Genomic DNA, 23,650 nt, shown 5'->3' with positions numbered 1-23,650 from the left:
TCAACCCGTGAGGTGGTCCCGCCGAGAGCCTCCCGCGGAACGTCTGCCTGCGGCTCAGTGCCGGCCCGCGGTAGAACCGCGGCCGCCTAACATAGGGCGATGCTCGGGGAATCGGACGGCACCACAGGCAACGCCACGATCGAGCAGATCGGCCGGCGCCGGACCTTCACCACGACACTCCAACTCGCGCTCGTCCTCGCGGTGGTCCAGTGGCCGATGCGCGCCGCGGTCCACGACGCGGCCGGCTCGGCCATCGCGTGCGAGGTGCCCGGCCGGCTGTCGCTGCTGGTCGACGCGATGTTCATCATGGCCTACGTCTACGCGGCGTTCCGGGCCTACAAGTACGTCAAGTTCCTCACCCGTCAGTCCTTGCTCAATCGTGAATCCTGGCAGGGGATCGCGGCGATCGGCTCGTGGCTGGTCTTCGGCGCGGCGGGGCTCGACGTCGTCGAAGACATCCGGCTGTGGAGCGAGTTCGGCGCGTCGACCGGCGCGTGCGCTGATCTGTCGACGGGCTGGTTGACGTGGCTGATGCGGGCGGTCGCCCTGGCCGGAGCGCTCGTACTCGCGGTCTCCTTGTTCGCCACGAGCCGGCTGGGCCAGCGGAAGTTGTACGGCGTCCGGCTCGACCCACCGGCGACGTTCAAGCGGCCGATGGACGATGGCAAGGACTCCGGCCGGCTCGTGATCACGTGCTCGGGCGGCGGCATCCGTTCCGCGTCGTTCTGTCTCGGCGCGCTGCAACTCCTGCGCGAGCGAGGCCTGTACGACAAGGCCTCGACGGTGATCGGCGTCAGCGGCGGCGGCTACATGGCGGCGGCCTTCCACGTACTGCGGCGGACCTGCACCGACCCGTTCTCACCCGGCTCGCCGGAGTTGGCGAGGCTCCGCCGGCAGACCCGCTACCTGTTGTCGGGCGGCCGGGCGATGTTCCGCGCGGCGCTGTCGGTGCTGTTCGGTCTGGTCGTCAACCTGTTGCTGATCGGGATCATGCTCCGCGCGATCGCCTGGGTGCTCGGCTGGTTCCTGGCCGACCAGCAGGTGATCCTGCCCGGGTACTCCGAGATCCGGGTCGACTGGCGGCCGCACGACTCGTGGTTCTTCGTCGGCCTGTCTCGCGCGGACCGAGCTGGCGCCCTGGCTGGGCAGCGCGATCATCATCGTTGCCGCGGTCATCGTGTTGCTGCGCTGGACCGGCGGCTACGCGACCGACCGTTCCTATCAGGAGGACTGGAACGTCGCGTTGATCCTGGCCGCGATCGCGCTGGCGATCAAGCTGCTCACCGACGCGAACCGTGATGTCGATCTGGATGCCGTGGTCCATCCGCGCGGTCGCGATCGCCTCGGCCAGCGCGGTGAGCCGGTCCTCGGCGTCGTTCGACGCGTCGATCACGATCACCTGGACCTGACCCGGCGCCGATGATCCGCGGGCCGAAGCCGCGCGCCGACCGGGCCTGGACGTACGGCATCGCGACGCATCCGCTGAAGGACGGCGAGGAGAAGCAGTACAAGACCGAGATCTTCTTTGTGAAGGCCGTGCTGGCCGGCCAGCTCGAGTGGGATCTCGAGCAGTACGCCGTCGAGCACTCGGACTTCCCGCGCCGGACCACCGGCGACCAGTTCTACGACGAGTGGGATTTCGAGGCCTATCGAGCCCTCGGGTACGCGCTGACCCAGTCCCTCACCGATCACCACCGCGTCGCCGCCCGGCTGGCCGACTTGTAACACTCCGTCACGGTGACTGGATGTAGTCCCCGAGGGGGACTCACCATGGCGACATTCAACTCACCACCGGGCTGGCCTGCGCCGCCGACGCCCGACTGGCAACCAACAGCGGGCTGGCAGCCCGACCCGTCCTGGCCGCCGGCGCCTCTCGGCTGGTCCTTCTGGCTGAACGCGCGCGGCCTCCGCTCCCGCGGCCCCAGTGGCCGGTACGGCGCTGAGCCGCCGCTGAAGCTGGTCGCGGGCTGGGTGGCCGGCGGGACTGCCTTCCTCGTCATCCTGGCCGCGATCGGTGGTGGCGGCAGCGAGGCATCGACCGCTGCCACGTCGGTCCCTGGCCCTGCCGTGACAGTCCCCGGGCCGACCACCACCGTCACGGTGCGGCAGACGGTTCCCGGGCCTACGGCAACTATCACGCAGCCGCCGCTGCCGGCCCGGACCGTGACGATCAAGGCGCCGCAGGCAACTACCACGGTGACGGAACCTGTGCCGCTGGTGCAATTGCCTCAGGCCGTCAAGCCGGGAAAGACGACGGCACCCCCGGCAGCGGCGTACTACGCGAACTGCTCGGCGGTGCGGGCGGCCGGCAAAGCGCCTTTGTACGCAGGGGATCCGGGCTACGACTCGCACCTGGATCGCGACCATGACGGCGTGGCGGCGAGTGATGCCATGACGACACTCTGTAATCACAGCTGAATCTGTGGATAACCCGCGCTCGGGCTGTGGACAAGGCAACGGAATCTGTGGACAAGGCAACGACTGCGGATGCCGATGCACGTGCAGTCCGCCTGGTGAGCGGGTGGTTGCCGTCGACCGGTGCTGGTGGTCTGATGGGTGACCGTGCACCGGGCGAAACTTTACGAAGATTTAGCCGTGACGTTCGGCGCGCCAGGTCGTTGATCTGTCAGACAGTTCGCGATCAGCGGATCGCTGGGGAATCCGGAGGGACCGCTCGTGTACCGATTCAATCCACCGCCCGACTGGCCGGAGCCGCCGAGTGACACCTGGCGCCCACCTGCGGGTTGGGAGCCCGACCCCGAGTGGCCGGACGCGCCGGCCGGTTGGGGCTTCTGGGTCAACCGCAACGGCCGTCGGTCCAGCGGCCCGATCGGCGCCTACGGAGCCATCGACGCCGGCCGCCTGGATCTCGCCACCGCCGACCCCGCCCTGGTCCTGATGCACTCCTGACACCCATCGAGCCGCGACCCGGTCCTGGGTGCGGCTCTCATCACCTCTCCTGCCGGCTAAGCGCAGTCGCCGGGAGTGCTCGGCTTCCGCACGCTTCCCAGCCGCGGGAGCCGCGTCGCGTCCACCGAGCCGCGGCGTCGTGTCCGCGGAGCCGCGGCGTCGTGTCCGCGGAGCCGCCGCGTCGCCGTCCGCCGAACCGCCGTCCGCCGAACCGCCGTCCACCGAGCGGCCGAGCCCCGTCCGGCGAGCCACCGAGCCCCGGGGTCGCCGTCCGTCGGGCCAGCCTCCCCGGGGTCGCCGTCCGTCGGGCCGGCCTCCGCGGAGTTGCCGGGCCGCTGGCCAAGTCGGGCATGGGGGGCTTGGGTGGGTTCCGGGGGGCGTGAACAGGAAATAACCTGTCGTGGGGCCCCGGTTGCTGTCCGAGCCCCCGGCTTTCGGCGGGCTCTGGGGTGGGCCGGGCGCGAGGGTGGAGCCGGGTTCCGGCGTGAGGGTGGAGCCGGGTTCCGGCGTGAGGGTGGAGGCGGGGTTCGGCCCGGGAGAGGAGCGGGGTTCCGCGTGAGGGTGGAGCCGGGGTTCGGCGTGGGAGAGGAGCGTGGGCTCGGGGGCGGGGTTGGTGGGTTGTGGATCGGGGTGGTGGGGTGACCGAGTTCGGACGTGGGGTGGCGCGTTCTTATCGTCTTCTGGTGTTATGTTATCAATGCAGATAACACCCGACCTGGAGGCGTGATCGTGGCAGGACCCGGCTGGATCGGCGTCGACCTTGGTACGCAGAGCGTGCGTGCCGTGGTGGCCGACGCCGACGGCATTGTCCTGGCGCGCGCGACCCGCCCGCTGACCAGCCACCGCGACGGCGTACGGCACGAGCAGGACCCGCAGGCCTGGCTCGACGCGGTCGACGGAGTGCTGGCCGAGGTGACCCAAGGCCGAATCGAAGGCATCTCCGTCTGCTCGACTTCCGGCACGTTCCTCCTCACTGACCCGAGCGGCCGCCCGGTCACCCCCGCGCTCATGTACGACGACGCCCGCGCGGCCGACCGTCGTGACCACATCGTGGACGCCGATGCGGAGCGCTGGTCGACCGCCATGCAGCCCACCTGGGCTCTCCCCAAGATCCTTGCGCTCATAGCAGACGGTTACGACCTCGCCAACCATCGCGTCGTCCACAGCGCCGACTTCGTTGCGGCCCACCTGGTCGGTCACCCGGTCGCCACCGACACCAGTCACGCCCTCAAGACCGGCTACGACCTGATCGCAGACACCTGGCCGACCGCCGCCTTCGAGAAGCTCGGTCTGCCGATCAGCGCCTTCCCCGACGTCGTCCTTCCCGGCACCGAGCTCGGCCGCACCTCGGCCGGCGTCCCGGTCTACGCCGGCATGACCGACGGCTGCGCCGCCCAGATCGCCGCCGGCGCCCTCGCCCCCGGCGCGTGGAACTCGGTCCTCGGTACGACGCTCGTCCTCAAGGGCGTCAGCAAAGACCTCCTCGACGACCCGACCGGTGCCGTCTACAGCCACCGTCACCCCGACGGCGGCTGGCTCCCCGGCGGAGCGTCCAGCACCGGCGCGGGCGTACTCACCGAGCTCCTGCCCGGCGCAGACCTCGACGCGCTGGACCAGGCTGCTCGCGCACTGGGCCCGATCGACGCCGTCACCTACCCGCTCACCAAGACCGGCGAACGCTTCCCCTTCGTCGCGCCGCGGGCCGAGCGCTTCACCCTCGGCGCGACCCCGGACGACCTGCACACGTACGCCGCCGTCCTGCAAGGAGTCGCCTTCATCGAGCGCCTCGCCTTCGAGCACCTCGAAAAGCTCGGCGCCGACCCGGTCCACTCCGTGTCGTTGACGGGCGGAGCGACCCGCAGCGGCTACTGGAATCAGCTCCGCTCCGACGTCCTCGGCGTACCGGTGGAGCTCCCGGCCGTCCCGGACCCGGCGTACGGCATGGCCGTCCTCGCTGCCTCGGCCGGGACCGAGGTCACCGCGACTGCGCGCAGGATGGTCCGCGTGGACCACATCCTCGAGCCGCGCAAACAATCGCTCGACGACCTGTACGGCGAGTTCGTCGCCGAGCTGGACCGCCGGGGGTACCGCGGATGAGGACCACGATCGTCCTGGCCCGCCATGGCCGGACCGCATGGCATCACGGCAACCGGTACACCGGTTCGACGGACCTCCCGATCGACGAGGTCGGCGTACGACAGGCGCAGCAACTCAAGGAGTGGGCCACCGACTACGCGCCCGACGCGCTCTGGTGCTCACCGATGCTGCGGGCCCGGCAGAGCATCGCACCGGCGGCCGAGGCGCTGAGGCTCGAGCCGACGCTGGATGCGCGGCTGCGCGAGGTCGACTTCGGCTCGGCGGAGGGCAAGATGCTCGGCGAACTCCCGCCGGCCGTGGCCAAGGCGTTCCAGCTGGATCCGGTGCGCGACCACTTCCCGGGCGGTGAGCATCCCGCCGAGGCCGCCGATCGCGTGCACGAGGTCTTCCAGGAGATCGTACGGCGGCATGACGGTCAGAAGGTGCTCGTCGTCGCGCACAACACCCTCCTGCGGTTGCTCGTGTGCAGGGCGCTCGGGTTGCGGCTGAACGACTACCGCAGACTGCTACCTGCACTCGGCCCCGCGGCGTTGGTGCGTTTCCGGTGGGAGGACGGCACAGTGGGTCTCGAGGCGTACAACCTTCCCGCAGTGCGAATGGAGACCCTGGCATGACATCGGATGTCGACGGTGACACCACCGAACTGAGCCGTCCCGCGCGCCGGCAGGCCGAGATCGCGGCCTACGTCGTCAAGCACGGCTCGGTCTCGGCCAACGATCTGGTCGAAGCGTTCGGGGTGAGCGTGATGACGGTGCACCGCGACCTCGACGAGCTCGAGCGCCAGGGCGTGGTGCGCAAGTACCGCGGTGGCGTCAGCGCGCAGCCGACCAGCGTGTTCGAGAGCAACGTGGCCTATCGGCTGAACACCGCGACAGCCGAGAAGGCCGCGCTGGCCCGGCATGCCCGCGCGATGATCGAGCCCGGCATGTCGGTGATGCTCGACGACTCGACCAGCGCGCTGGCCCTGGTCGACCTGTTCGAGGACATCACTCCGTTGACCGTGGCAACGAACTTCCTGCCGGCGATCAGCAAGCTGACCCAACTCCGGGACATCACCCTCGTCGCGCTCGGTGGGATCTACTCCGCGACGCACGACTCGTTCGGCGGGATGCCGTGTGCGGAGGCGGTCGAGGCGCTGCACACCGACCTGCTGTTCTGCTCGGTGTCCGCGGTGTCGCCGACGCACGCGTTCCACCAGGAGGAGGAGATCGTCCTGGTGAAGCGGGCGATGCTGCGGTCGGCGCGGACCAAGGTGCTGCTGGTCGACCACGCCAAGCTGCAGCGCACCGCCCTGCACCGGCTCGCCCCATTGACCGACTTCGACATCGTTGTCGTCGACGAGAAGACCCCGGAAGACCTGATCACCCCGCTGCGCGACCACGGCGCCACCGTGGAGGTTGCGAAACTCTAGGAGGGGGAGCTTATGGACGTCGGAGTAGACGTCGGCACCACCGTTACCAAGGCCGTCGCGTTCGACGACGACGGGCGGCCGGTGGCCGAGGCGTCCCGGCCGACCAGGCTGGTGCGGCCCGGGACCGGGCGGTTCGAGCACGAGACCGCGGAGATCGTTGCCTCGGTCAACGAGGTGGTCGGTCAGCTGGCCGGGACCGTAGGGGACCGGCCCGGCGTCCTGGCGATCACCGCGCAGGGTGACGGCCTGTGGCTGGTCGATCCGGCCGGTACGGCGGTCCGCCCGGCGATCTCGTGGTTGGACGCGCGGAGCAGTGCGATCCTCGATCGCTGGACCACCGACGGTGTCGCCGAGCGGGTGTTCCGCCGATCCGGCAACCGGATGTTCCCGGGCGCCTCCGGTCCGCTGCTGGCCGCCGTACTCGCGGAAGAGCCTGACGTCATCGCTCGAGCGGGGACAGCGGCGTACTGCAAGGACGTCGTGATGCAGGAGCTCACCGGCGTTCGCGCGACGGACGTGTCGGACGCGTCCGCGCCGTTCCTCGACCCACGCACGAATCAGTACGACGACGAGGCGCTGAAGGCGACCGGACTCTCGGAGCTGAAGCACCTGCTCGCACCCGTGGAGCCGGTCGGACCAGTCGGCGAGCTGCGCGATGACTCGACCGGAATGGCCCGCGGGACCAGGGTCTCCGCCGGTCCGTACGATCTCCCGGCCGCAGCCGCGGGCGCCGGTGTCTCCCGGCCCGGCGATGCTCTCCTGACCGTCGGTACGACGCTCGCCTGCCAAGTGGTGACCCGCGAGCTCCCCGTGGACGGCGAGCCCGCAGGGTTGTTCCTCGGCACCTGGACACCCGGAGTCTGGCTCCGGGCGATGCCCGCGATGGTCGGTACGGCGGCACTCGATCGGGTGCTCGCCCTCGTCGGTGCCGGCACGGACCGCTTGCCCGAACTGCTCGCGGAGAGCCCGGTCGGCGCACAGGGCGTGACGGTTCTTCCCTACCTTTCCGAAGCCGGCGAGCGCGCGCCGTTCGTGGACACCCGGGCCCGCGGCACGATCGACGGGATCTCGCTGTCCACGACGGCGGCCGACGTGGTCCGTGCGACCTGCGAAGGGATCGCGTACGCCGCTCGCCACTGTCTGGAGGCGGCCGGGTGGACCGGCCGGGTGACCGTCTGCGGCGGCGGTGCCCGCAGCCGGGAATGGACCCAGATCCTCGCGGACGTGCTGAATGCGCCGCTGCACACGGCCGAGGCCGAGCAGGTCGCCGCCCGCGGTGCGGTGATCTGCGCGCGCCGCGCGATCGATCCGAACAGCGCCGGACCGGAGTGGATCGCGGAGACCCGCCAGGTCGATCCGGACCCGGCCCGGGCAGCGTTCTATGCCGAGGGTTACACCCACTACCTACGCCGGATCGAGGCGGCCCGCCCGCGCTGGTCCGACCCCGCACCGACCTTCGACCAGCAGCGCTGAAACGCACCGCCTTCACTTCAGGAGTTCGATGAGAACCGTCAAGACATTGCTCGCCGGCGACCACTTCGTTCGCAACGACCTGCTCGCCTCGGCACTGTCCACCATCCGCGGAGTCACCTTCGACCTCCGCGAGATCACGCTGCCCTGGCCGCTGACGCCGTACGGGCGGGTGGCCGAGGTGGACGAGGCGAGCGACGCCGAGGACCAGCTCATCGCTGCGCTGGACGGGGTCGAACTGGCGATCACTCAGATGGGCCCGTTCACCGAGCGGGTGCTGGACTCCGCACCGGAGTTGCGCTTCCTGGTCGTGTGCCGCGGTGGACCGGTGAACGTGAACGTGCCCGCGGCAACCAAACGCGGGATCGTGGTGGCCTCCACCCCCGGCCGCAACGCGGTCGCCGCTGCCGAGCACGCAGTCGCCCTGACGATGAGTGCCCTACGCAACCTTCCCCGCCTGCAACGCACCCTGGAGCAGGGCGAGTGGCGCAGCGACCTCTACGCGTACGACGAATGCGGCCGGGAACTGGACGGATCGACGGTCGGGCTGATCGGGTACGGCGCGATCGGGCAACGAGTCGCCCGGGTGATGCTTGCCTTCGGCGCACAGGTTCTGGTCGCCGATCCCTATATCGACGAGGCTCCCGAAGGCATCGAACTGGTCGAGCTCGACGACCTGCTGCGACGGTCCGACGTGGTCAGTCTGCACGCCCGGCTGACCGACCAGACCCGCGGGCTGATCGGTGCCGACCAGATCGCGTTGATGCCGCGAGGCGCCGTACTCGTGAACACGGCGCGCGGCGGGCTGCTCGACTATGACGCGACTGTGGACGCGTTGGAGTCCGGTCAGCTGGGTGCGGCCGCCTTCGACGTGTTCCCGGCTGAGCCGGTCCCGGCGGGATCGCGGTTGCTGACCGCTCCCAATGTGGTGATGACGCCACACCTGGCCGGCGCGACCCGGCAGACCGCTCACCGAGCCGGCTCGATCGCCGCCGAGGCGGTCGCCGCTTATCTCACCGGGAAGGACCCGGTGGGACTGGTCTCGGCGTAATCAGGGCACCTGAACCCATCATGAAACTCGCAACATCAACCACCTGGACCGAACTGCTGCTCCTCCTGGTCGCGTTCGTGCTGTCGATGATCATCGGCATCGAGCGGCAGCTGCGGCAGAAGAGCGCGGGGATGCGGACGCATACGCTGGTCGGCACCGGGGCTGCCCTCTTCACCCTCGTTTCGGGGTTCGGCTTCAACGCTGTGCTCGGCACCGAGGTCAACCTCGACCCGTCCAGGATCGCGGCCCAGATCGTCTCCGGCGTCGGCTTCCTCGGCGCCGGGGTGATCTTCATGCGCCGTGATGTGGTCCGCGGACTGACCACCGCGGCCACCATCTGGATGACCGCCGCGATCGGGATGGCGTGCGGTGCCGGGATGCCGGTGCTGGCGGTCGCCGCGACCGCGCTGCACCTGGTCGCGGTCGGTCCGTTCGCCCGGGTCGGCCGGTTCCTGCCGTCACCGGACCGGCGTCGCCTCGTGACGGTGCGGTACGACGACGGGTCCGGCGGACTGCGCTCGATCTTGTCGACCGCGACGTCGATGGGCTTCGAGGCGTCGGTCGTCGGCACGGAGGTGCACCGCGACGGCGACCGGCCACAGGTCCGGGCCTCGATGCGGTTCAGCGGGCGGCCGCCGTTGCAGCACCTGGTGCTCGCGCTCGACGACCTGGACGGCGTCACCGGAGTGCGGCTGCGGAACGATGACGACGACGATTGAGATCATCAGCTAAGCTGATGGTATGAACTCGTCTGATGCCGCTGCCCACGAGATCCGTTCCAGCCTGTTCCGGCTGGTCCGCCGGCTGCGTCAGGAGCGACCCGAGGGGGAGTTGAGCTATTCCCAGCTGAATGTGCTGGGCTGGCTCGAGCGCGAAGGCCCGATGACGAACGCCGACCTGGCTGCCGCCGAGCGCGTCACCCCACAGACGATGATGCGCGCGACCGCCGACCTGGTCGCCACCGAACTCATCAGCCGTGCTGATAATCCGACCGACCGACGCCAGGTGCTGCTGAAGATCACCGCGGCCGGCACCACCCTCGTCCGCGAGGACCGCCGCCGCCGCGACACCTTCCTGGCCCAGGCGATGGCGAGCACCCTGACCCCCACCGAGCGGGAGCTCCTCCGCCTGGCCGCCGGCCTGATGGACAAACTCTCCGAGGTCCAGGAATGACGAAGGCTGTCGAAGAGACGCGCGCTGCCGAGGAGGTTCAGGCGCAGCCTGGGCTGCCGGCGAAGTATGCGGCCTCGGTGGGGTTGGGCACGCTCCTGCAGCCGCTCAACTCGTCGATGATCGCGGTTGCCCTGGTGGCGATCGGGAACGACTTTCACGCCGGCACCGAGACTCAATGGCTGGTGTCCGGGCTCTATCTCGCGACCGCGATCTCCGCGCCGACCGCTGGGCGGCTGGCCGATCTTGTCGGTGCACGGCGCGTGTTCCTGGCCGGGCTCGGACTGGTGGCTCTGGTCTCCGCGCTGGCTCCGCTCGCGCCGAGTCTCGGCTGGCTGATCGCGGCGCGGGTGCTGCTCGGCATCGGGACCGGCGCACAGTTCCCGTCCGGCGTCGCGATGATCCGCCGGATCGCCGATCGGCGGAAAGCCTCCGCGGTCGGCGCGCTCGGGCTGATCTCGGTCTTCGCCCAGACGTCCGCCGCCCTCGGTCCGAGCGTCGGCGGCTTCCTGGTCGGCAGCTTCGACTGGCAGGCGATCTTCCTGGTCAACCTGCCGGTGTCCGCGATCGCCGGCTTCTTCGTCTTGCGCCTCGTGCCCGCCGACCCACCGCGACCGGCCGACGACGGCCGCAAGTTGTGGCGTGAGATCGATCTGGCCGGCCTGTTCCTGTTCAGCCTGGCGATGACCGCGGTGATGCTGGTCCTGCTTTCGCTCACCGGCCAGCCGACCTGGTGGTTGCTGGCAGTAGCAGTCCCGGTGGCCGTGCTGTTCGTCCTGTGGGAACGGCGGGCCGCCACCCCGTTCGTCGACGTCCGCCTCCTCGCCCGCAGTGCACCGCTCTCGCTCGGCTACCTCCGCACGATGCTCACCTACGTCGCGTTCTACGCGATCTTCTACGGCCTGCCCGGCTGGCTGGAGCAAGCCCGTGGGCTCGATCCGACACAGGTCGGCCTGGTGGTTCTCCCCATCGCGGCCCTCGGGGCGATCACCGTCATCGGCGCCACCAGACTCGCCCGCAACCACGGTCCACGGCTCCTGCTGGTGATCGGCTCGGCCGGGCTTCTGGTCGGCGGTGCCGCACTCGCCTTCGGCGTCCACGCCGGTACGCCGATCGCCGTACTCGTCCTGATCAGCGCGGTTCTCGGCGTACCCAATGGATTCAACGGACTCGGCAACCAGTTGGCCGTCTACGGCGCCGCGCCGCCCGAGGCCGCTGGTGCGGCGGCCGGTCTGTTCCGGACCTCGCAGTACGTCGGTGCCAACCTGGCGTCGGCCGCGATCGCGCTGGTCTTCGCCGGACCGGCTAGCGACGCCGGCCTGCACCGACTCGGACTCCTGGTCGGTGGAATCGCCACGATCCTGCTCGTTGATGTGATCTTCGTGAGAAAATCACACTGATCATCTATACGACACCATGAAACGGTGATAATTTCACCGCGTGCTGAACATCCCGCCCCTCGCCGACCTCTGCGCGCTGGCCGCGACGCTGGCGACCGCGGCCGGTGAAGAGCTGCTCGCCCGCCAGCAGAGCCTCTCGATCGACGCGCCCGATGTCGAGACCAAGACCTCCGCCAGCGACCCGGTCAGCGCGGCCGACCGCGCGTCCGAGAAGCTGATCACCGATGGTCTCACTGCGGTCCGGCCCGGCGACGGCCTGCTCGGCGAAGAGGGCGCCACCCGCCCGTCCGACACCGGACTCACCTGGGTGATCGACCCGCTCGACGGCACAGTTAACTATCTCTACGGCCGCCTCGACTGGTGTGTCTCCATCGCCGTACAGGACGAAGCCGGTGCCTTGGCCGGCGTCGTCCACCAGCCTCGGACCGGCATGACCTGGTCCGCGATCCGTGGCGGCGGTGCCCGCCGCGACGGCTTCGTACTCGGACCACCACGAGAGGTCGGCCTCGCAGCGGCTCTGGTGAGCACCGGGTTCTCGTATCTTGCGGAGCGTCGGGCCGAACAGGCTGACCACCTCCGCCGCGTGCTGCCCGCCGTACGAGATGTACGGCGCGGCGGGTCGGCCGCGCTCGACTTGTGCTCGGTCGCCGACGGGACGGCGGACGCGTACTACGAGCACGTGATCCAGCCCTGGGACATCGCCGCCGGAGCGCTGATCGCGCGCGAGGCCGGCGCCGGCACCATCGGCGGACCCGGCACCGCACTCCCGAACGGCATCTTGGCCGCCGCTCCCGCGCTGGCGGTCGCTCTTGTCGAACTACTCGCCCCATCAACCCTGAGGAGGTCGGTGTGACCACACTGGACCTGCCGGTCCGGACTCATCCGGACGAACGCCGGCTGGCCGCCGGTGTCGACCACAGACGGCGCCGGTGTCGCCGCGAGTACGGGCTGTTCGCCCTGCTGGTGGCGCCGAACCTGCTGGTGATCGCGGTCTTCGCGTACTGGCCGATCATCTACAACGCCTTCCTCAGCCTGACCGACTGGAACATGATCGCGGCCCGGCCGACCTTCGTCGGGCTGGCGAACTACGGCCGCACGCTGACCGATCCGGCGTTCCACAAGACGCTGTGGATCACCATCGTGTTCACCGGTCTGATCGTGGTCGGCAGCCTGGTGATCGGACTGGCACTCGCCTTCCTGTTCAACCTGCCGCTGAAGGGCCGCGGCGCGGTCCGGACGATCGCGTTCGCGCCGCACGTTCTGTCCGGCGCCGCCGTCGCGACCATCTGGGCCTTCATCTTCGACCCCGGTTACGGCCTGATGCGGGCGCTGATCGAGCCGTTCGGCGCCGAGCCGCCGGACTGGATGAACAGCTCCGACTGGGCGTTGCCGGGCCTCGTCATCGTCTACCTGTGGAAGAACGTCGGCTTCGCCGCGCTGATCTACCTGGCCGGTCTGCAAGGACTGCCGAAGGATCTCGACGAGGCGGCCGCGATCGACGGTGCGTCGACCTGGACCCGGTTCCGGGCGATCAAGCTCCCGTTGCTTGCCCCGATCACCTTCTTCCTGCTGATCACCACGGTGATCGGCACCTTCCAGGCCTTCGACGTGATCGCCGTGATGACCGGTGGCGGCCCTGGTGATGCCACCACCACGCTGAGCTGGTCGATCTACAACGAGGGCTTCCAAGCGTTCAACGCGGGCCGTGCGGCCACGCTGTCGATCATCATGTTCGTGATCCTGCTGGTCGTCACCGCGGTGCAGGCCCGGGTGATGGAGAGGCGGGTGCACTACCGATGAAGGTCCGCGCGATCCAGTACGTCGTACTGATCGGTGTGGCGGCCGTGTTCCTCGGCCCGCTGTACTGGCTGTTGTCGACGGCGTTCAAGCAACCGTCCGAGATCTATCAATGGCCGCCGGCGTGGTGGCCGCACCTCACCTGGGAGAACTTCAGCCTGGCCTGGAAGGCCGCGCCGTTCGACCGGTTCTTCCTCAACTCCACGATCATCACGGTGCTCGGCACACTGTTGAAGGTGACGAACGCGGTGCTGACGGCGTACGCGTTCGCCTTTCTGCGGTTCCCGTTCAAGAAGGTGCTGTTCTTCCTGGTGCTCGGCGCGATGATGGTGCCCGGTCACGTGACGCTGCTGCCGAACTACCTGACCGTGGCAACACTCGGCTGGATCAACACGTATGCGGGCCTGATCATCCCGGGCATAGGATCGGCGTTCGCGACGTTCCTGATGCGGCAGCACTTCCTCACCCTGCCGACGGAGGTGACGGACGCGGCCGCGGTCGACGGCGCCGGGCACCTGCGCACGTTGTGGCGGGTGGTCCTGCCGATGTCGCAGCCGATGCTGATCACGGTTGTCGTGATCACCGCGGTCGAGGAATGGAACAACTTCGTCTGGCCGCTGATCGTGACCAACTCCGCCTCGATGCGCACACTGCCGGTCGGTCTGCTGATCCTGAAGGACGAGGAGGGCCTGGCGGCCTGGGGAACGATCATGGCCGGCACCTTGCTGGTGCTCGCACCGATGCTGCTGATCTTCCTGATCGCCCAGCGCTACATCGTCGGCGGGATCACCCAGGGAGCTCTGAAGGGATGAGAATGCACCGCAGGATGTTCCTCGGGCTCGCAGCCGGCGCGACGCTGGCGGGCTGTGGCTACCGCTCGGTCGACGCGATCTACTCGCAGCCGGCCGGATCCGTGCCGAAGCAGTACGCGAACCGTGTCCGCGTCGTCTTCTGGACGTCGTACGGCGGGGCGAACGGCAAGGCGGTCGACAAGCTCGTTGCCAAGTTCAACGATTCCCAGCAGGATGTCTACGTCGAGGTGCAGTTCCAGGGCAGCTACGACGACGTGGCCCAGAAGGTTGCGGCCGCCCTCGTTGCCAAGCAGGCGCCGGATCTGGCCATCCTCTCCGACGTCACGTGGGAACGCTTCTTCCTGAACGAGGCGCTCGAGCCGCTGAACGGCTACTTCACCGACGGCTTCGGTCCGGCCGTCTATCAGCAGAAGCTGTTCGGCGAGTACGTCGTGAAGGGGCAGAGCTGGGCGGTTCCGTTCGCCCGGAGTACGCCGATCCTCTACTACAACCGTGATGCGTTTGCGAAGGCCGGGCTGCCGGATCGCGCGCCGCGGACCTGGAGCGAACTGCGGTCCTGGGCGCCGGAGCTCGCCAAGGTGCAGTCCGGCGGGCGTTCGCTGCGGACGATCGCCTTCGCGAAGATCGACGGCGACTGGCAGTTCCAGGGCAACGTGTGGCAGTTCGGCGGCGCGTACTCGAAGGGCCTCGACGTCACCATCGATCAGGACGGCGCGGTCGCCGCGGGCGAGTGGCAGCGGCAGATGGTGCACGACCTGGGCGCTGCCTACATGGCCAGCAGCCCGAGCACGGACTTCGCCAACGGACTGGTCGGCGTCATCCAGGAATCGACCGGTGGCATGAAGACCATCTCGAGCAAGGCGAAGTTCAAGGTCGGCGCCGGGTTCATCCCGTCCGAGGTGGCGTCCGGGCTCGCCACCGGTGGTGGCGGGATCGGGATGTTGCGGAACATCTCCGCCGAACGCAAGCAGGCCGCCGCCACGTTCCTGGCCTTCCTCGCCCGGCCGGAGAACTCGGCCTTCTGGACGACGCAGACCGGCTACCTGCCGGTGGTGAACGCGGCCCGCGAAGACCCCGAGCTGAAGAAACTGATCGCCGAAAAGCCGAACTACGGAGTCGCGATCGCCCAACTCGCGAATGCCCGCCAGCAGGACGCGATCCGCCTCTACGGCCGCAACGCCAACGTCGTCATCTACACCGCCCTGCAGCAGATCTACGCCGACAACGCCGCCCCCAAGAAGGTGTTCGCCTCGGTCGCCGGCCGGCTCGACGCGATCGGCGCCGAAGTCAAACGTCTCTACGAGGAGAAGGTTCTGTGATCATCACCGGCCATCGCGGTGCGCTGGGGACCGAACCGGAGAACACGTTGCGGTCGTTTCGGCGTGCGGTTGCCGACGGGTGTGACGAGATCGAGCTCGATCTTCGCGTTACCGCCGATGGTGAGCTGGTGATCTTGCACGACGCGACTGTCGACCGGACGACGTCCGGATCGGGGGAGGTCGCGGCGATGTCGTACGACGACCTGCGGTCGCTCGACGCGGGACTTGGCGAGGTGGTGCCGACCTGGGCGGAGACGGTCGCCGAGATCGGCGTCCGCTTCCAGGCCGAGGTGAAGGCGGCGGACGCCGTACCGCTGCTGGCGCAGACGCTGAAGGCGGATCCGTCGCTGGCCGATCGGACGCTGGTGACGTCGTTCCACCCGGAGATCCTGCTGGCCGTCCGCCGCGCCTTCCCGGCCGCGGCGACCGGCCGGATCTTCGGCCGTACGCCGCCTGTCGCCGAGCTGATCGCCCTCACCCGGGAGGCCGACGCCGGCACGGCCCTCTGCGGCATCGCTGGCCTGACACTGGAGGGCGTGGCCGAACTGCACGAGTCCAGCCTGGATGTCACCGCCTGGCCGGTGCCGGACCAGGCAACCCTCGCCCAAGCGGCCACCCTCGCCGTCGATGGCATCACCACGGACAACCCGCACCTGCTCCAGCCGGTGCGATAGCGGACCGCCACGCATCACAATCTGATCCACCCGGCCACTCCCAGCGTGGCCCGCCCGCAGAACGGCGCATTGTGATGGCCTGGCCGTCCGGGTGCGTGGTCCGTGTCACACGTTTCAACGTGTGAATTTGTTCTTCCGTAGAAGATAAATGTGTGATTGCCTTGCTCGCATGGGAATCAGCATCGGTGTGGTCGGAGCCGGCCAGTTCGCGCCCTCGTTCCTGCGGCTGTGGTCCGTGCACCCGGACGTGTCCGACGTGCGGCTGACCGACGTACTGCCGGAACGGACCGCCGAGATGGCGGCCAAGCAGGGCATCTCGATCACCTATCAGTCGTTCGACGAGATGCTCGCGTCCGACGTGGACGCGGTGGCGATCTTCACCCAGCGGTGGCTGCACGGCGAGATGGCGATCCGGGCGCTCGAGGCCGGCAAACATGTGTACTCGACCGTGCCGATGGCGATCGAGGCGGATCAGATCGCCCGCATCATCGAGCTGGTCAAGGAGACCGGCCTGACGTACATGATGGGCGAGACCAGCTATTACTACCCGTCGTCGGTGTACTGCCGGCAGAAGCTCGAGGCCGGCGAGTTCGGCCGGGTCTTCTACTCCGAGGGCGACTACGTCCACGACATGGACCTCGGATTCTACGCCGCGTACCAGTACAGCGGTGGCGAGGAGTGGAAGAAGACTGCTTCGTTCCCGCCCATGCTCTACCCGACGCATGCCGTGGGCAACGTTCTCTCGGTGACCGGGCAGCACGCCACGCATGTGTCCTGCATCGGGGTGAAGGACGACCGTGGCGACGGTGTGTTCGACAAGGACGTCAGCCAGTTCGACAACGACTTCAGCAACGCGACCGCGCTGTTCAAGCTCGCGGACGGTGGCGTGATGCGGACGAACGAGATGCGCCGCGTCGGCTACCCGTCGCACATCCGCGAGTCCCGGCTGCGCGTGTTCGGGACCGAGGGCAGCTTCGAGCAGCTCGCGACGACCACGCTTTGGCAGACCAAGGAGGGTGTGGAGGACGTCAGCCAGTTGATGGAGACCAAGCCCAGCAGCTCGCTCGACGACGCTGACCTGGCGAACGTCGACCCGGCGCTGCGGGAGGCGTTCCGGTCCGGGCTGTCGCCGGTGCACGACCGCAGCCGGCTGCCGGCCGAGTTCGCCGGCATGCACAACGGCCATGAGGGTTCACATCACTTCCTCGCCGACGACTTCGTCCGCGCGGTCGCCGACAAGGCCCTTCCCCCGGTCAACGCCTGGGTCGCCGCCCGCTACACCCTCCCCGGCATCTACGCCCACCAGTCCGCGTTGCAGGGCGGCGTACAACTCGAGATCCCCGACCACGGGGACGCGCCCGCCTAGACGTCGCTTTCCGGAACATCTCTGCCACCAGGTGGCCGCTTGTTTCCGGAAAGCGGAGCTAGAGGTAGTTGCTGAGCTCGATGAGATTTCCATCGGGGTCACGCAGGTAGACGCTGAGGATCGGCCCGGTCGCGCCAGTACGTTCGACCGGGCCTTCCTCGATCTCGACGGCGTGCGCGATCAGCTCGGCCCGCACCTGCTCGATCGGGTCGTCGACGACGAAGCACAAGTCCGCGGTCCCTGGCCCTGGACGCGCCGCCTTCGGCTCGAACTCGTGCCCGACCTGATGCAGATTGATCTTGCTGGTCCCGAACGCGAGCGCCCGCCGGCCACCCTTGAACGTGACCGCCTCCATCCCCAGCACCCGCTGGTAGAAGCCGGTCGTCGCCTCGAGATCCGCGACCGTGAGCACCAGATGGTCCAGTCGATTCACCTTCATGCTTTGTAGGATCGCGTATGGCTCTGGATCTGTTCGCCGGGATCTCGGTGAGTGACTACGCGGCCGCGGTCGCCTGGTACGAAAAGCTGCTCGGAGCGCCGCCGAGCTTCCTACCGAACGACATCGAGGCGGTCTGGGAGGTCGGCGAGCATCAGTTCCTCTACATCGAGGTGGTGCCTGAGCATGCGGGTCATGCTCAGCACACGTTGTTCGTCGAGGACTTCGAGGGGGTGATCCGGGCGATCGCCGAGCGCGGGATCGAGCCGGCGGTGCGTGAGACGTACGAGAACGGCGTCCGGCACGTCACCTACTACGACCCGGACGGCAACGAGGTCTCGTACGGCGGCGCCCCGGTCGAGTGACACATGTTGGGGGGCGAAGTGGGCCAGCGGACGGATAGCCGACTCTCGGGGGATGGGACACCTTCTGGGGGGCTGGGACAAGAAATAACAGCGGTTCGGTTGGTTCGGTGGGTACTGCCCGTGCCGTCGACCGGATCGCCAGGCCATCACAACGAGGCGCGGACGATGGCCTCCCACGGGCGGTCGCGGCGTCTCGGTGATTGTGATGGCCTGGGAGTCCGCCAACCCCGCCCGGCAGTGGTGGGTTGGGCGATGCCGCGCCGCGGACCGGACGTGCACCACTCACAGTGAGCGATGCCAGCGATGCCCCGCTTGGCCGCGAGCAGTCGGCGGTTGCCGGACCGGGTTGGTGAGTGTGCCACGTCCGCCCAGGTCGCGACCCGCGGGCCGGCCGGGTCAGACTGGGGAGGATCTTCCACCCGGTCCGGTCCACCCGGTCCGGTCCACCCGGTCCGGGACGAGATCCTCCCCACCCCGGCGGCAGCCGACAGAACCAGGCCGACTGCCGAGACGCGAAGGAGGCGAACGGACCACCCCACGGATGCGTCAGCCGAAATAGCGTGTGTCAGCCCACCGGTTCCTGTCCGGGGCCCCAGCTCCTTGCACCCCCAGCCGGCTACCTCACCCGAGTTCAGGGTTCGTGGTCGGCGCGGTAGCGGAAGAGGTCGGGGAGGAAGTTCTCCAGGTTGCCGATCTCCTCGACGTGGTGGCGGGTCCAGGCGGCGAGCTTGGGCGTGGGGAAGGCGCGGTCGTGGGCGATCCGGTTGAGGAACAAAGTCGCGAGCGGAGTGGTGTCGCCGACGGTCAGCCGGGTCGTGTAGCGGGAGCCGCCGCTGGCGGGGGTGAACTCGTTCTCCAGCCGGACCATCGAGCTGCCGAGCACCCGCTTGGTCATGATCGCCGCTTGGCTGTCGACCGTCTCAACGGTGACGTGAAGGTCCATCACCTTGCCGGGATCACGCCCGAACGCCTCGGTGAGATGCAGCCGCGAACCGGGGCCGACGACGGCGCCAGGGCTCATCAGCTCGTACGAGATGTGGTCGAGCGGGTGCCAGACGAGATACCGCGGCCAGATCCCACCGGCGTACTGCATCGTCCCGGGGATGTGCCCGTACCACCAGGCCAGCATCTCCGGCGTGACCTGCTCCAGGGGTGCGTGGGTGATCGTGACGATGGTCCGGTTGTTGTCCGAGGACATCGACACCGCCGCCGACTCGAGCGGCCGCAGCGGCCAGAGAACCGGACGCGGGGCAGGCAGTTCCGGCGCCTTCATCCCGAAGCGGTGCCCGAACCCCACGCCCCCAAACCCGCCTCACCCCCGAACCCGCCTCACCCCCGAACCCGCCTCACCCCCGAACCCGCCTCACCCCCGAACCCGCCTCATCCCCCAACCGCGATCGCGTCCAGCTCCTCCCACGGCAGAATCCGGACCGCCACCACCACCCGCCCTGCCAACTCCGCGCGCAACAGCCGATGGACTCCATCCAGAACCGTGAGCCGCCCATCAGTTCGCCGTACGACGTCCAGCGGGTGGTCGAGGTCCGCGGCCATCGTCCGCTGGTACTGCTCGTGATACCGCAAGGGATCCGCCGCGACCTGATGCGGCGTGACCTGGAACGGGCGACCGTCGTAGAGCCAGAACGGCAGGTCGAGGTGCGGCGCCAGATCGGCAAGTGGGACCCGGGTCGTGGGGAGGTCCAGGCGATGGAGTACGGCGACATCCCAGTGGAAATCGAGGAGGTACGGGCGTAGGTCCGGGGGGACGAGGTGGGCCAGGGGGAAGGGTTGACGGGTCACTCGTAGATGCGGCGGAGGCGGTGGGACATGGAGTTCTCGATGTGCTGGGTCATCGCGGACTCGGCGGCTGTGGGGTCGCCGGAGGTGATCGCCTCGACCAGGGTGCGGTGTTCGGTCAGGACTTCGGGGCCGATGTCGCGGTCGTAGTGCAGGCGGAAGATGTGCAGGTGACAGTGGGTGCGCTCGAAGGCCAGCCGGACCTGCTCGCTGCCCGACAGCGCCGCGATCAGCAGATGGAACCGGTTGTCGTGCGCGGTCAGTGACTTGTAGCCGGCGTAGTCCACCGACGTCGGCTCGACCGCGTTCGCCAGCTCCGCCTTCAGCCGCGCGCGCCCCTCGGCGTCGATCAGTTCGGCCGCCCGGCGCGCCGCCCACGGCTCCAGCAACTGCCGGAACCGGTACAGGTCGTCGAACTCCGCGAGCGAGAGCAACGGTGTCGCGCGATACCCCTTCAGCGGCTCCTTGACCGCCAGTCCCTCCGACTCCAGCCGCGCGAGCGCCTCCCGCACCGGCGTCGACGACACCTGGAACTCCCGCGCCAGCCCGTCGATCGAGATCCGCGCGCCGGGCCGGATGACGTGGTCCATCAGCATCGTCTTGATCGCCTCGTACACGTCGTCGGCCAGCATCTGCCGCCGGAGCAACCGCCGGTCCTGCGGCTGAGGAGTCCCAACGAGGTGCGTGGGTTCCGTCATCGGCTCTCTCCGGATCCTGGTCGCGGCCTTGACCCAGCCGGTCGGGTTCGGCAGGGTGACACTGGTAATCATGCATCATGCACGATTTGGCCCCGGCATAGCTACGGGAAGGCAGAAACGATGGTGAGGTTCGACGAGGTCGGCGTACGGCCGGAGCCGGGGGACAACGTCGCGATCGCCTCCCGCCGGCTCGAGGCCGGCACCGAGATCGAGCTCGGGGGTACGACCGTCACGCTGCCACACACCGTGCTCGAAGGACACCGTTTCGTGATCGACCCGGTTGGCCCCGGTGAGGCGCTCACGTCCTGGAACACGCCGTTCGCCCGCGCCTCCCGCGACCTCCTCCCCGGCGACTACGTCTGTACGCCGACCAGCCTGGCTGCGGTCACGGCCCGCGGAGTCGAGGGCCTTCCGGCCGAACCGTCCGCCACCAACGAGCCGCTCGACCCGTACGAGCTCGACGAGTCAGCGCTGAACTTCGGCCAGCAGGTGACCAGCGTCGAGCAACCCGGCACCTTCCTCGGCTACCCCCGCGAGCAGGGCGCGGCCGGCACCCGCAACCACGTCGTCCTGATGGCGACCAGCTCCCGCAGCAGCGGCTTCGTCACCGAGCTCGCCCGGCGCTTCGACGGCGCGGCCGCGGGCGACGGCGTCGTACCGGTTGCGCACACCGAGGGCGGCGAGGACGAGGTCCCGAACAACCTGCATTTCCTGCTCGCCACCCTGGTCGGCTTCACGCTGAACCCGAACGTCGGCGCCGTCCTGATCGTCGACACCGAGGACGACGTGGTCTCCGGCCAGGCGATCAAGGACTTCATGGCCGAGCACGACTACCCGGCGATCAAGGTGCCGCACGCATTCTTCACCCGCCGGGCCGGCTTCGAGCACGACCTCACCGAAGCCGGTGCACTCGTCGAGCCGTGGCTGCCGATTGTCGACAATCAGACGCGCACCGAGGTCCCGCTCGCGGATCTGAAGATCGCCCTGCAGTGCGGTGGCTCCGACGCGTTCTCGGGCATCTCTGCCAACCCGCTCGCCGGTCTCGTCGGTGCGGAGGTGATCAAGCATGGCGGCGCCGCCGTCCTCGCGGAAACCGACGAGCTGATCGGCGCGGAGCCGTACGTACTGAAGAACGTCCGCGACCTCGCCACCGCGCTGCGGTTCCTCGCCACGATCCGCTCGTTCAAGGAACGGGTCGGCTGGCACGGCCACACCGCCGAGGGCAACCCATCCGGCGGCAACGTCTACCGCGGTCTCTACAACATCGTGCTGAAGTCGATCGGCGCCGCCCGCAAGCTGCCGCGCGAGGTCCGGCTGGACCACGTGATCGAGTACGGCGAACCGCTGCCCGGCAACGGCTACATCTTCATGGACAGCCCCGGCAACGACCTCGAATCCGTGGCCGGCCAGATCGGCAGCGGCTGCAACCTGATCTTCTTCACCACCGGGAACGGCTCGATCACCAACTTCCCGTTCGTCCCGACCCTCAAGTTCGTCACGACCAGCGCCAGGTACGAGCGTCTGCACGCCGAGATGGATGTGGACGCGGGCCGGTACCTGACCGGTACGCCGATGGCCGACCTGACCGCGGAGACGTTCGACCTGACCGTCCGGGTCGCGTCCGGCGAACCGAGCGCGGGGGAGCGGGCCGGCCACAGCCAGGTGTCGATCTGGCGGAACTGGAAGCAGAGCGGTCCGCGCGAAGGCATCTCGATCAGCACCGACGGCCGGATGAGCCGCCAGTTGGCCGACCTCCCGGCCGAGGATCGTGACGCGCCCCTCGATGGCCTCCCCTTGGCTGGGCTTCGCTCCGATGCACGCACGGCGGCACGCCTGCTGCAGGTCGACGACCGTCTCGTGCCCGAGGCTGTCGGGCTGATCCTGCCGACCAGCCTGTGCTCCGGCCAGATCGCGCTGCGGCTCGCAGCCCAAGCGGAGGTAGAGAAGTGGGCCGGTGACGCGGTCACGCGAATGGTCGCGCTCCCGCACACGGAGGGGTGTGGCAGCAGCGGCGGCGCGTCCGAGGAGACGTTCGCCCGCATCATGGTCGGCTACCTCCTGCATCCGAACACGCGGATGGCTCTCCTCCTGGAGCACGGCTGCGAGAAGACCCACAACGACTACTTCCGCTCCCGTCTGGTCGAGGCCGGCAAGGACCCGTCCCGCTTCGGCTGGGCCAGCATCCAGGCCGACGGCGGTCTCGATGCCGTCGGCAACAAGGTGAAGGACTGGTTCAACAGCTTCGACTTGGACAAGCCGGTCGAGCAGCGCGGCAACCTGGGCGCACTCAAGGTCGGCCTGGACGCGCGCGGCCCGTTGACGGACACGACTGCGGAGGCGCTGGCGCTGATCGGCCGCGAGATCGTGGGCTCCGGCGGTTCCGTCGTACTGTCGTCGCGCGGTGCCCTGCTCGGGCACGCCGGCTTCCGCGCGGCCGCGTTCGGCTCGGCGGATGCTGCCGCGTTCGGCTCGGCGGATCAAGTGGGGCCGACGATCGCGCACGGGCAGCGGCTCGCGCAGCCGGGCTGGCACGTGATGCGGATGCCTGGCACCGACTGGATGGAGACCGCGACCGGCTTCGGCGCGAGTGGTGTCCAGCAGATCCTCGCGCATGTTGCCGGCGGCACCTTGTCCGCGCAGCGGTTCGTACCGGTCGTCGAGATCAGCAACGATCCGGAGACGGTCGCGACGTACGGCGACGACCTCGACGCGGTCGCCACCGGTGACGCGGCAGACCAGGCCCGGATCGGCCTGGACACGATCGCGATGGTGGCGAGCCGGCAGCTCGTCCCCAAGGCAGTTGCCTCCGGCAACGTCGGCTTCCAGATCACCCGTGGCCTGCTCGGCACCTCGATGTAACTGTGCACTCTGAATGAAGGG

The 23,650-nt window shown here is 68.9% G+C and carries 24 protein-coding genes; 20 read left to right on the top strand and 4 right to left on the bottom strand.

Annotated features, from left to right (window positions below; all coding sequences use genetic code 11):
• Nucleotides 1–99: 99 nt before the first annotated feature.
• From OG555_RS10660 to OG555_RS10575, 18 genes are all read left to right on the top strand, one after another.
• Nucleotides 100–1,299, top strand: coding sequence for a hypothetical protein (locus OG555_RS10660; RefSeq protein ID WP_329482653.1), 1,200 nt, complete (start codon nucleotides 100–102; stop codon nucleotides 1,297–1,299).
• Between the two features lie 120 nt (nucleotides 1,300–1,419).
• On the top strand, nucleotides 1,420–1,725 hold the full coding sequence (locus OG555_RS10655) for a hypothetical protein (RefSeq protein WP_329482652.1): 306 nt from the start codon (nucleotides 1,420–1,422) through the stop codon (nucleotides 1,723–1,725).
• Nucleotides 1,726–1,770: 45 nt separating this feature from the next.
• Entirely contained in the window at nucleotides 1,771–2,418 is a 648-nt protein-coding gene (locus OG555_RS10650; RefSeq protein ID WP_329482651.1) for an excalibur calcium-binding domain-containing protein, read from the top strand.
• A gap of 258 nt (nucleotides 2,419–2,676) precedes the next feature.
• Entirely contained in the window at nucleotides 2,677–2,910 is a 234-nt protein-coding gene (locus tag OG555_RS10645) for a hypothetical protein (protein WP_328524385.1), read from the top strand.
• 729 nt (nucleotides 2,911–3,639) lie between these two features.
• Complete coding sequence (locus OG555_RS10640) at nucleotides 3,640–5,007, top strand: FGGY-family carbohydrate kinase (RefSeq protein WP_329482650.1); 1,368 nt, start codon at nucleotides 3,640–3,642, stop codon at nucleotides 5,005–5,007.
• Nucleotides 5,004–5,621: a histidine phosphatase family protein gene (locus OG555_RS10635; RefSeq protein ID WP_329482649.1), complete on the top strand. Its 618-nt coding sequence runs from the start codon at nucleotides 5,004–5,006 to the stop codon at nucleotides 5,619–5,621. Before OG555_RS10640 ends, OG555_RS10635 begins: the two co-directional genes overlap by 4 nt.
• Nucleotides 5,618–6,418, top strand: coding sequence for a DeoR/GlpR family DNA-binding transcription regulator (locus OG555_RS10630; protein WP_328524382.1), 801 nt, complete (start codon nucleotides 5,618–5,620; stop codon nucleotides 6,416–6,418). The genes OG555_RS10635 and OG555_RS10630 overlap by 4 nt, the downstream gene beginning before the upstream one ends.
• Before the next feature lie 12 nt (nucleotides 6,419–6,430).
• Entirely contained in the window at nucleotides 6,431–7,891 is a 1,461-nt protein-coding gene (locus tag OG555_RS10625) for an FGGY family carbohydrate kinase (protein ID WP_329482648.1), read from the top strand.
• A gap of 28 nt (nucleotides 7,892–7,919) precedes the next feature.
• Nucleotides 7,920–8,939: a 2-hydroxyacid dehydrogenase gene (locus tag OG555_RS10620; RefSeq protein WP_329482647.1), complete on the top strand. Its 1,020-nt coding sequence runs from the start codon at nucleotides 7,920–7,922 to the stop codon at nucleotides 8,937–8,939.
• 20 nt (nucleotides 8,940–8,959) lie between these two features.
• Entirely contained in the window at nucleotides 8,960–9,658 is a 699-nt protein-coding gene (locus OG555_RS10615; protein ID WP_329482646.1) for an MgtC/SapB family protein, read from the top strand.
• A 22-nt stretch (nucleotides 9,659–9,680) separates the two neighbouring features.
• Nucleotides 9,681–10,112 carry a MarR family winged helix-turn-helix transcriptional regulator gene (locus OG555_RS10610; protein WP_329482645.1) on the top strand — a complete coding sequence of 144 codons (432 nt, stop codon included), beginning with the start codon at nucleotides 9,681–9,683 and terminating at the stop codon, nucleotides 10,110–10,112.
• Entirely contained in the window at nucleotides 10,109–11,509 is a 1,401-nt protein-coding gene (locus OG555_RS10605) for an MFS transporter (protein ID WP_329482644.1), read from the top strand. Before OG555_RS10610 ends, OG555_RS10605 begins: the two co-directional genes overlap by 4 nt.
• 40 nt (nucleotides 11,510–11,549) lie before the next feature.
• Nucleotides 11,550–12,362: an inositol monophosphatase family protein gene (locus tag OG555_RS10600; protein ID WP_329482643.1), complete on the top strand. Its 813-nt coding sequence runs from the start codon at nucleotides 11,550–11,552 to the stop codon at nucleotides 12,360–12,362.
• Nucleotides 12,359–13,309, top strand: coding sequence for a carbohydrate ABC transporter permease (locus OG555_RS10595; protein ID WP_329482642.1), 951 nt, complete (start codon nucleotides 12,359–12,361; stop codon nucleotides 13,307–13,309). Before OG555_RS10600 ends, OG555_RS10595 begins: the two co-directional genes overlap by 4 nt.
• Entirely contained in the window at nucleotides 13,306–14,118 is an 813-nt protein-coding gene (locus OG555_RS10590; RefSeq protein WP_329482641.1) for a carbohydrate ABC transporter permease, read from the top strand. Before OG555_RS10595 ends, OG555_RS10590 begins: the two co-directional genes overlap by 4 nt.
• Before the next feature lie 2 nt (nucleotides 14,119–14,120).
• A complete protein-coding gene (locus OG555_RS10585) occupies nucleotides 14,121–15,437 on the top strand; it encodes an ABC transporter substrate-binding protein (protein WP_329482640.1) in 1,317 nt (438 codons plus the stop codon).
• A complete protein-coding gene (locus OG555_RS10580) occupies nucleotides 15,434–16,111 on the top strand; it encodes a glycerophosphodiester phosphodiesterase (protein WP_329482638.1) in 678 nt (225 codons plus the stop codon). The genes OG555_RS10585 and OG555_RS10580 overlap by 4 nt, the downstream gene beginning before the upstream one ends.
• A gap of 169 nt (nucleotides 16,112–16,280) precedes the next feature.
• On the top strand, nucleotides 16,281–17,477 hold the full coding sequence (locus OG555_RS10575; RefSeq protein ID WP_329482637.1) for a Gfo/Idh/MocA family protein: 1,197 nt from the start codon (nucleotides 16,281–16,283) through the stop codon (nucleotides 17,475–17,477).
• A gap of 58 nt (nucleotides 17,478–17,535) precedes the next feature.
• On the opposite strand, the gene OG555_RS10570 is transcribed toward OG555_RS10575, so the two are convergent.
• Nucleotides 17,536–17,916, bottom strand: a complete 381-nt coding sequence (locus OG555_RS10570; protein WP_329482635.1) for a VOC family protein — start codon at nucleotides 17,914–17,916, stop codon at nucleotides 17,536–17,538.
• Between the two features lie 17 nt (nucleotides 17,917–17,933).
• Here OG555_RS10570 and OG555_RS10565 point away from each other — a divergent pair, with 17 nt between their 5' ends.
• Complete coding sequence (locus tag OG555_RS10565) at nucleotides 17,934–18,278, top strand: VOC family protein (protein ID WP_328524370.1); 345 nt, start codon at nucleotides 17,934–17,936, stop codon at nucleotides 18,276–18,278.
• A gap of 631 nt (nucleotides 18,279–18,909) precedes the next feature.
• Here OG555_RS10565 and OG555_RS10560 read toward each other — a convergent pair.
• The 3 genes from OG555_RS10560 to OG555_RS10550 all read right to left on the bottom strand — a co-directional run bounded on the left by OG555_RS10560 (nucleotide 18,910) and on the right by OG555_RS10550 (nucleotide 20,842).
• A complete protein-coding gene (locus OG555_RS10560; RefSeq protein ID WP_329482634.1) occupies nucleotides 18,910–19,575 on the bottom strand; it encodes a hypothetical protein in 666 nt (221 codons plus the stop codon).
• 83 nt (nucleotides 19,576–19,658) lie between these two features.
• Nucleotides 19,659–20,075, bottom strand: coding sequence for a hypothetical protein (locus OG555_RS10555; RefSeq protein ID WP_329482633.1), 417 nt, complete (start codon nucleotides 20,073–20,075; stop codon nucleotides 19,659–19,661).
• Entirely contained in the window at nucleotides 20,072–20,842 is a 771-nt protein-coding gene (locus OG555_RS10550; protein WP_329482632.1) for a GntR family transcriptional regulator, read from the bottom strand. The genes OG555_RS10555 and OG555_RS10550 overlap by 4 nt, the downstream gene beginning before the upstream one ends.
• Nucleotides 20,843–20,890: 48 nt before the next feature.
• Here OG555_RS10550 and OG555_RS10545 point away from each other — a divergent pair, with 48 nt between their 5' ends.
• Complete coding sequence (locus OG555_RS10545) at nucleotides 20,891–23,629, top strand: UxaA family hydrolase (protein ID WP_329482631.1); 2,739 nt, start codon at nucleotides 20,891–20,893, stop codon at nucleotides 23,627–23,629.
• Nucleotides 23,630–23,650: the final 21 nt, after the last annotated feature.

Source organism: Kribbella sp. NBC_01484, assembly GCF_036227145.1.
Lineage (GTDB): Bacteria > Actinomycetota > Actinomycetes > Propionibacteriales > Kribbellaceae > Kribbella.
This window is presented reverse-complemented; position numbering and strand designations above follow the sequence as displayed.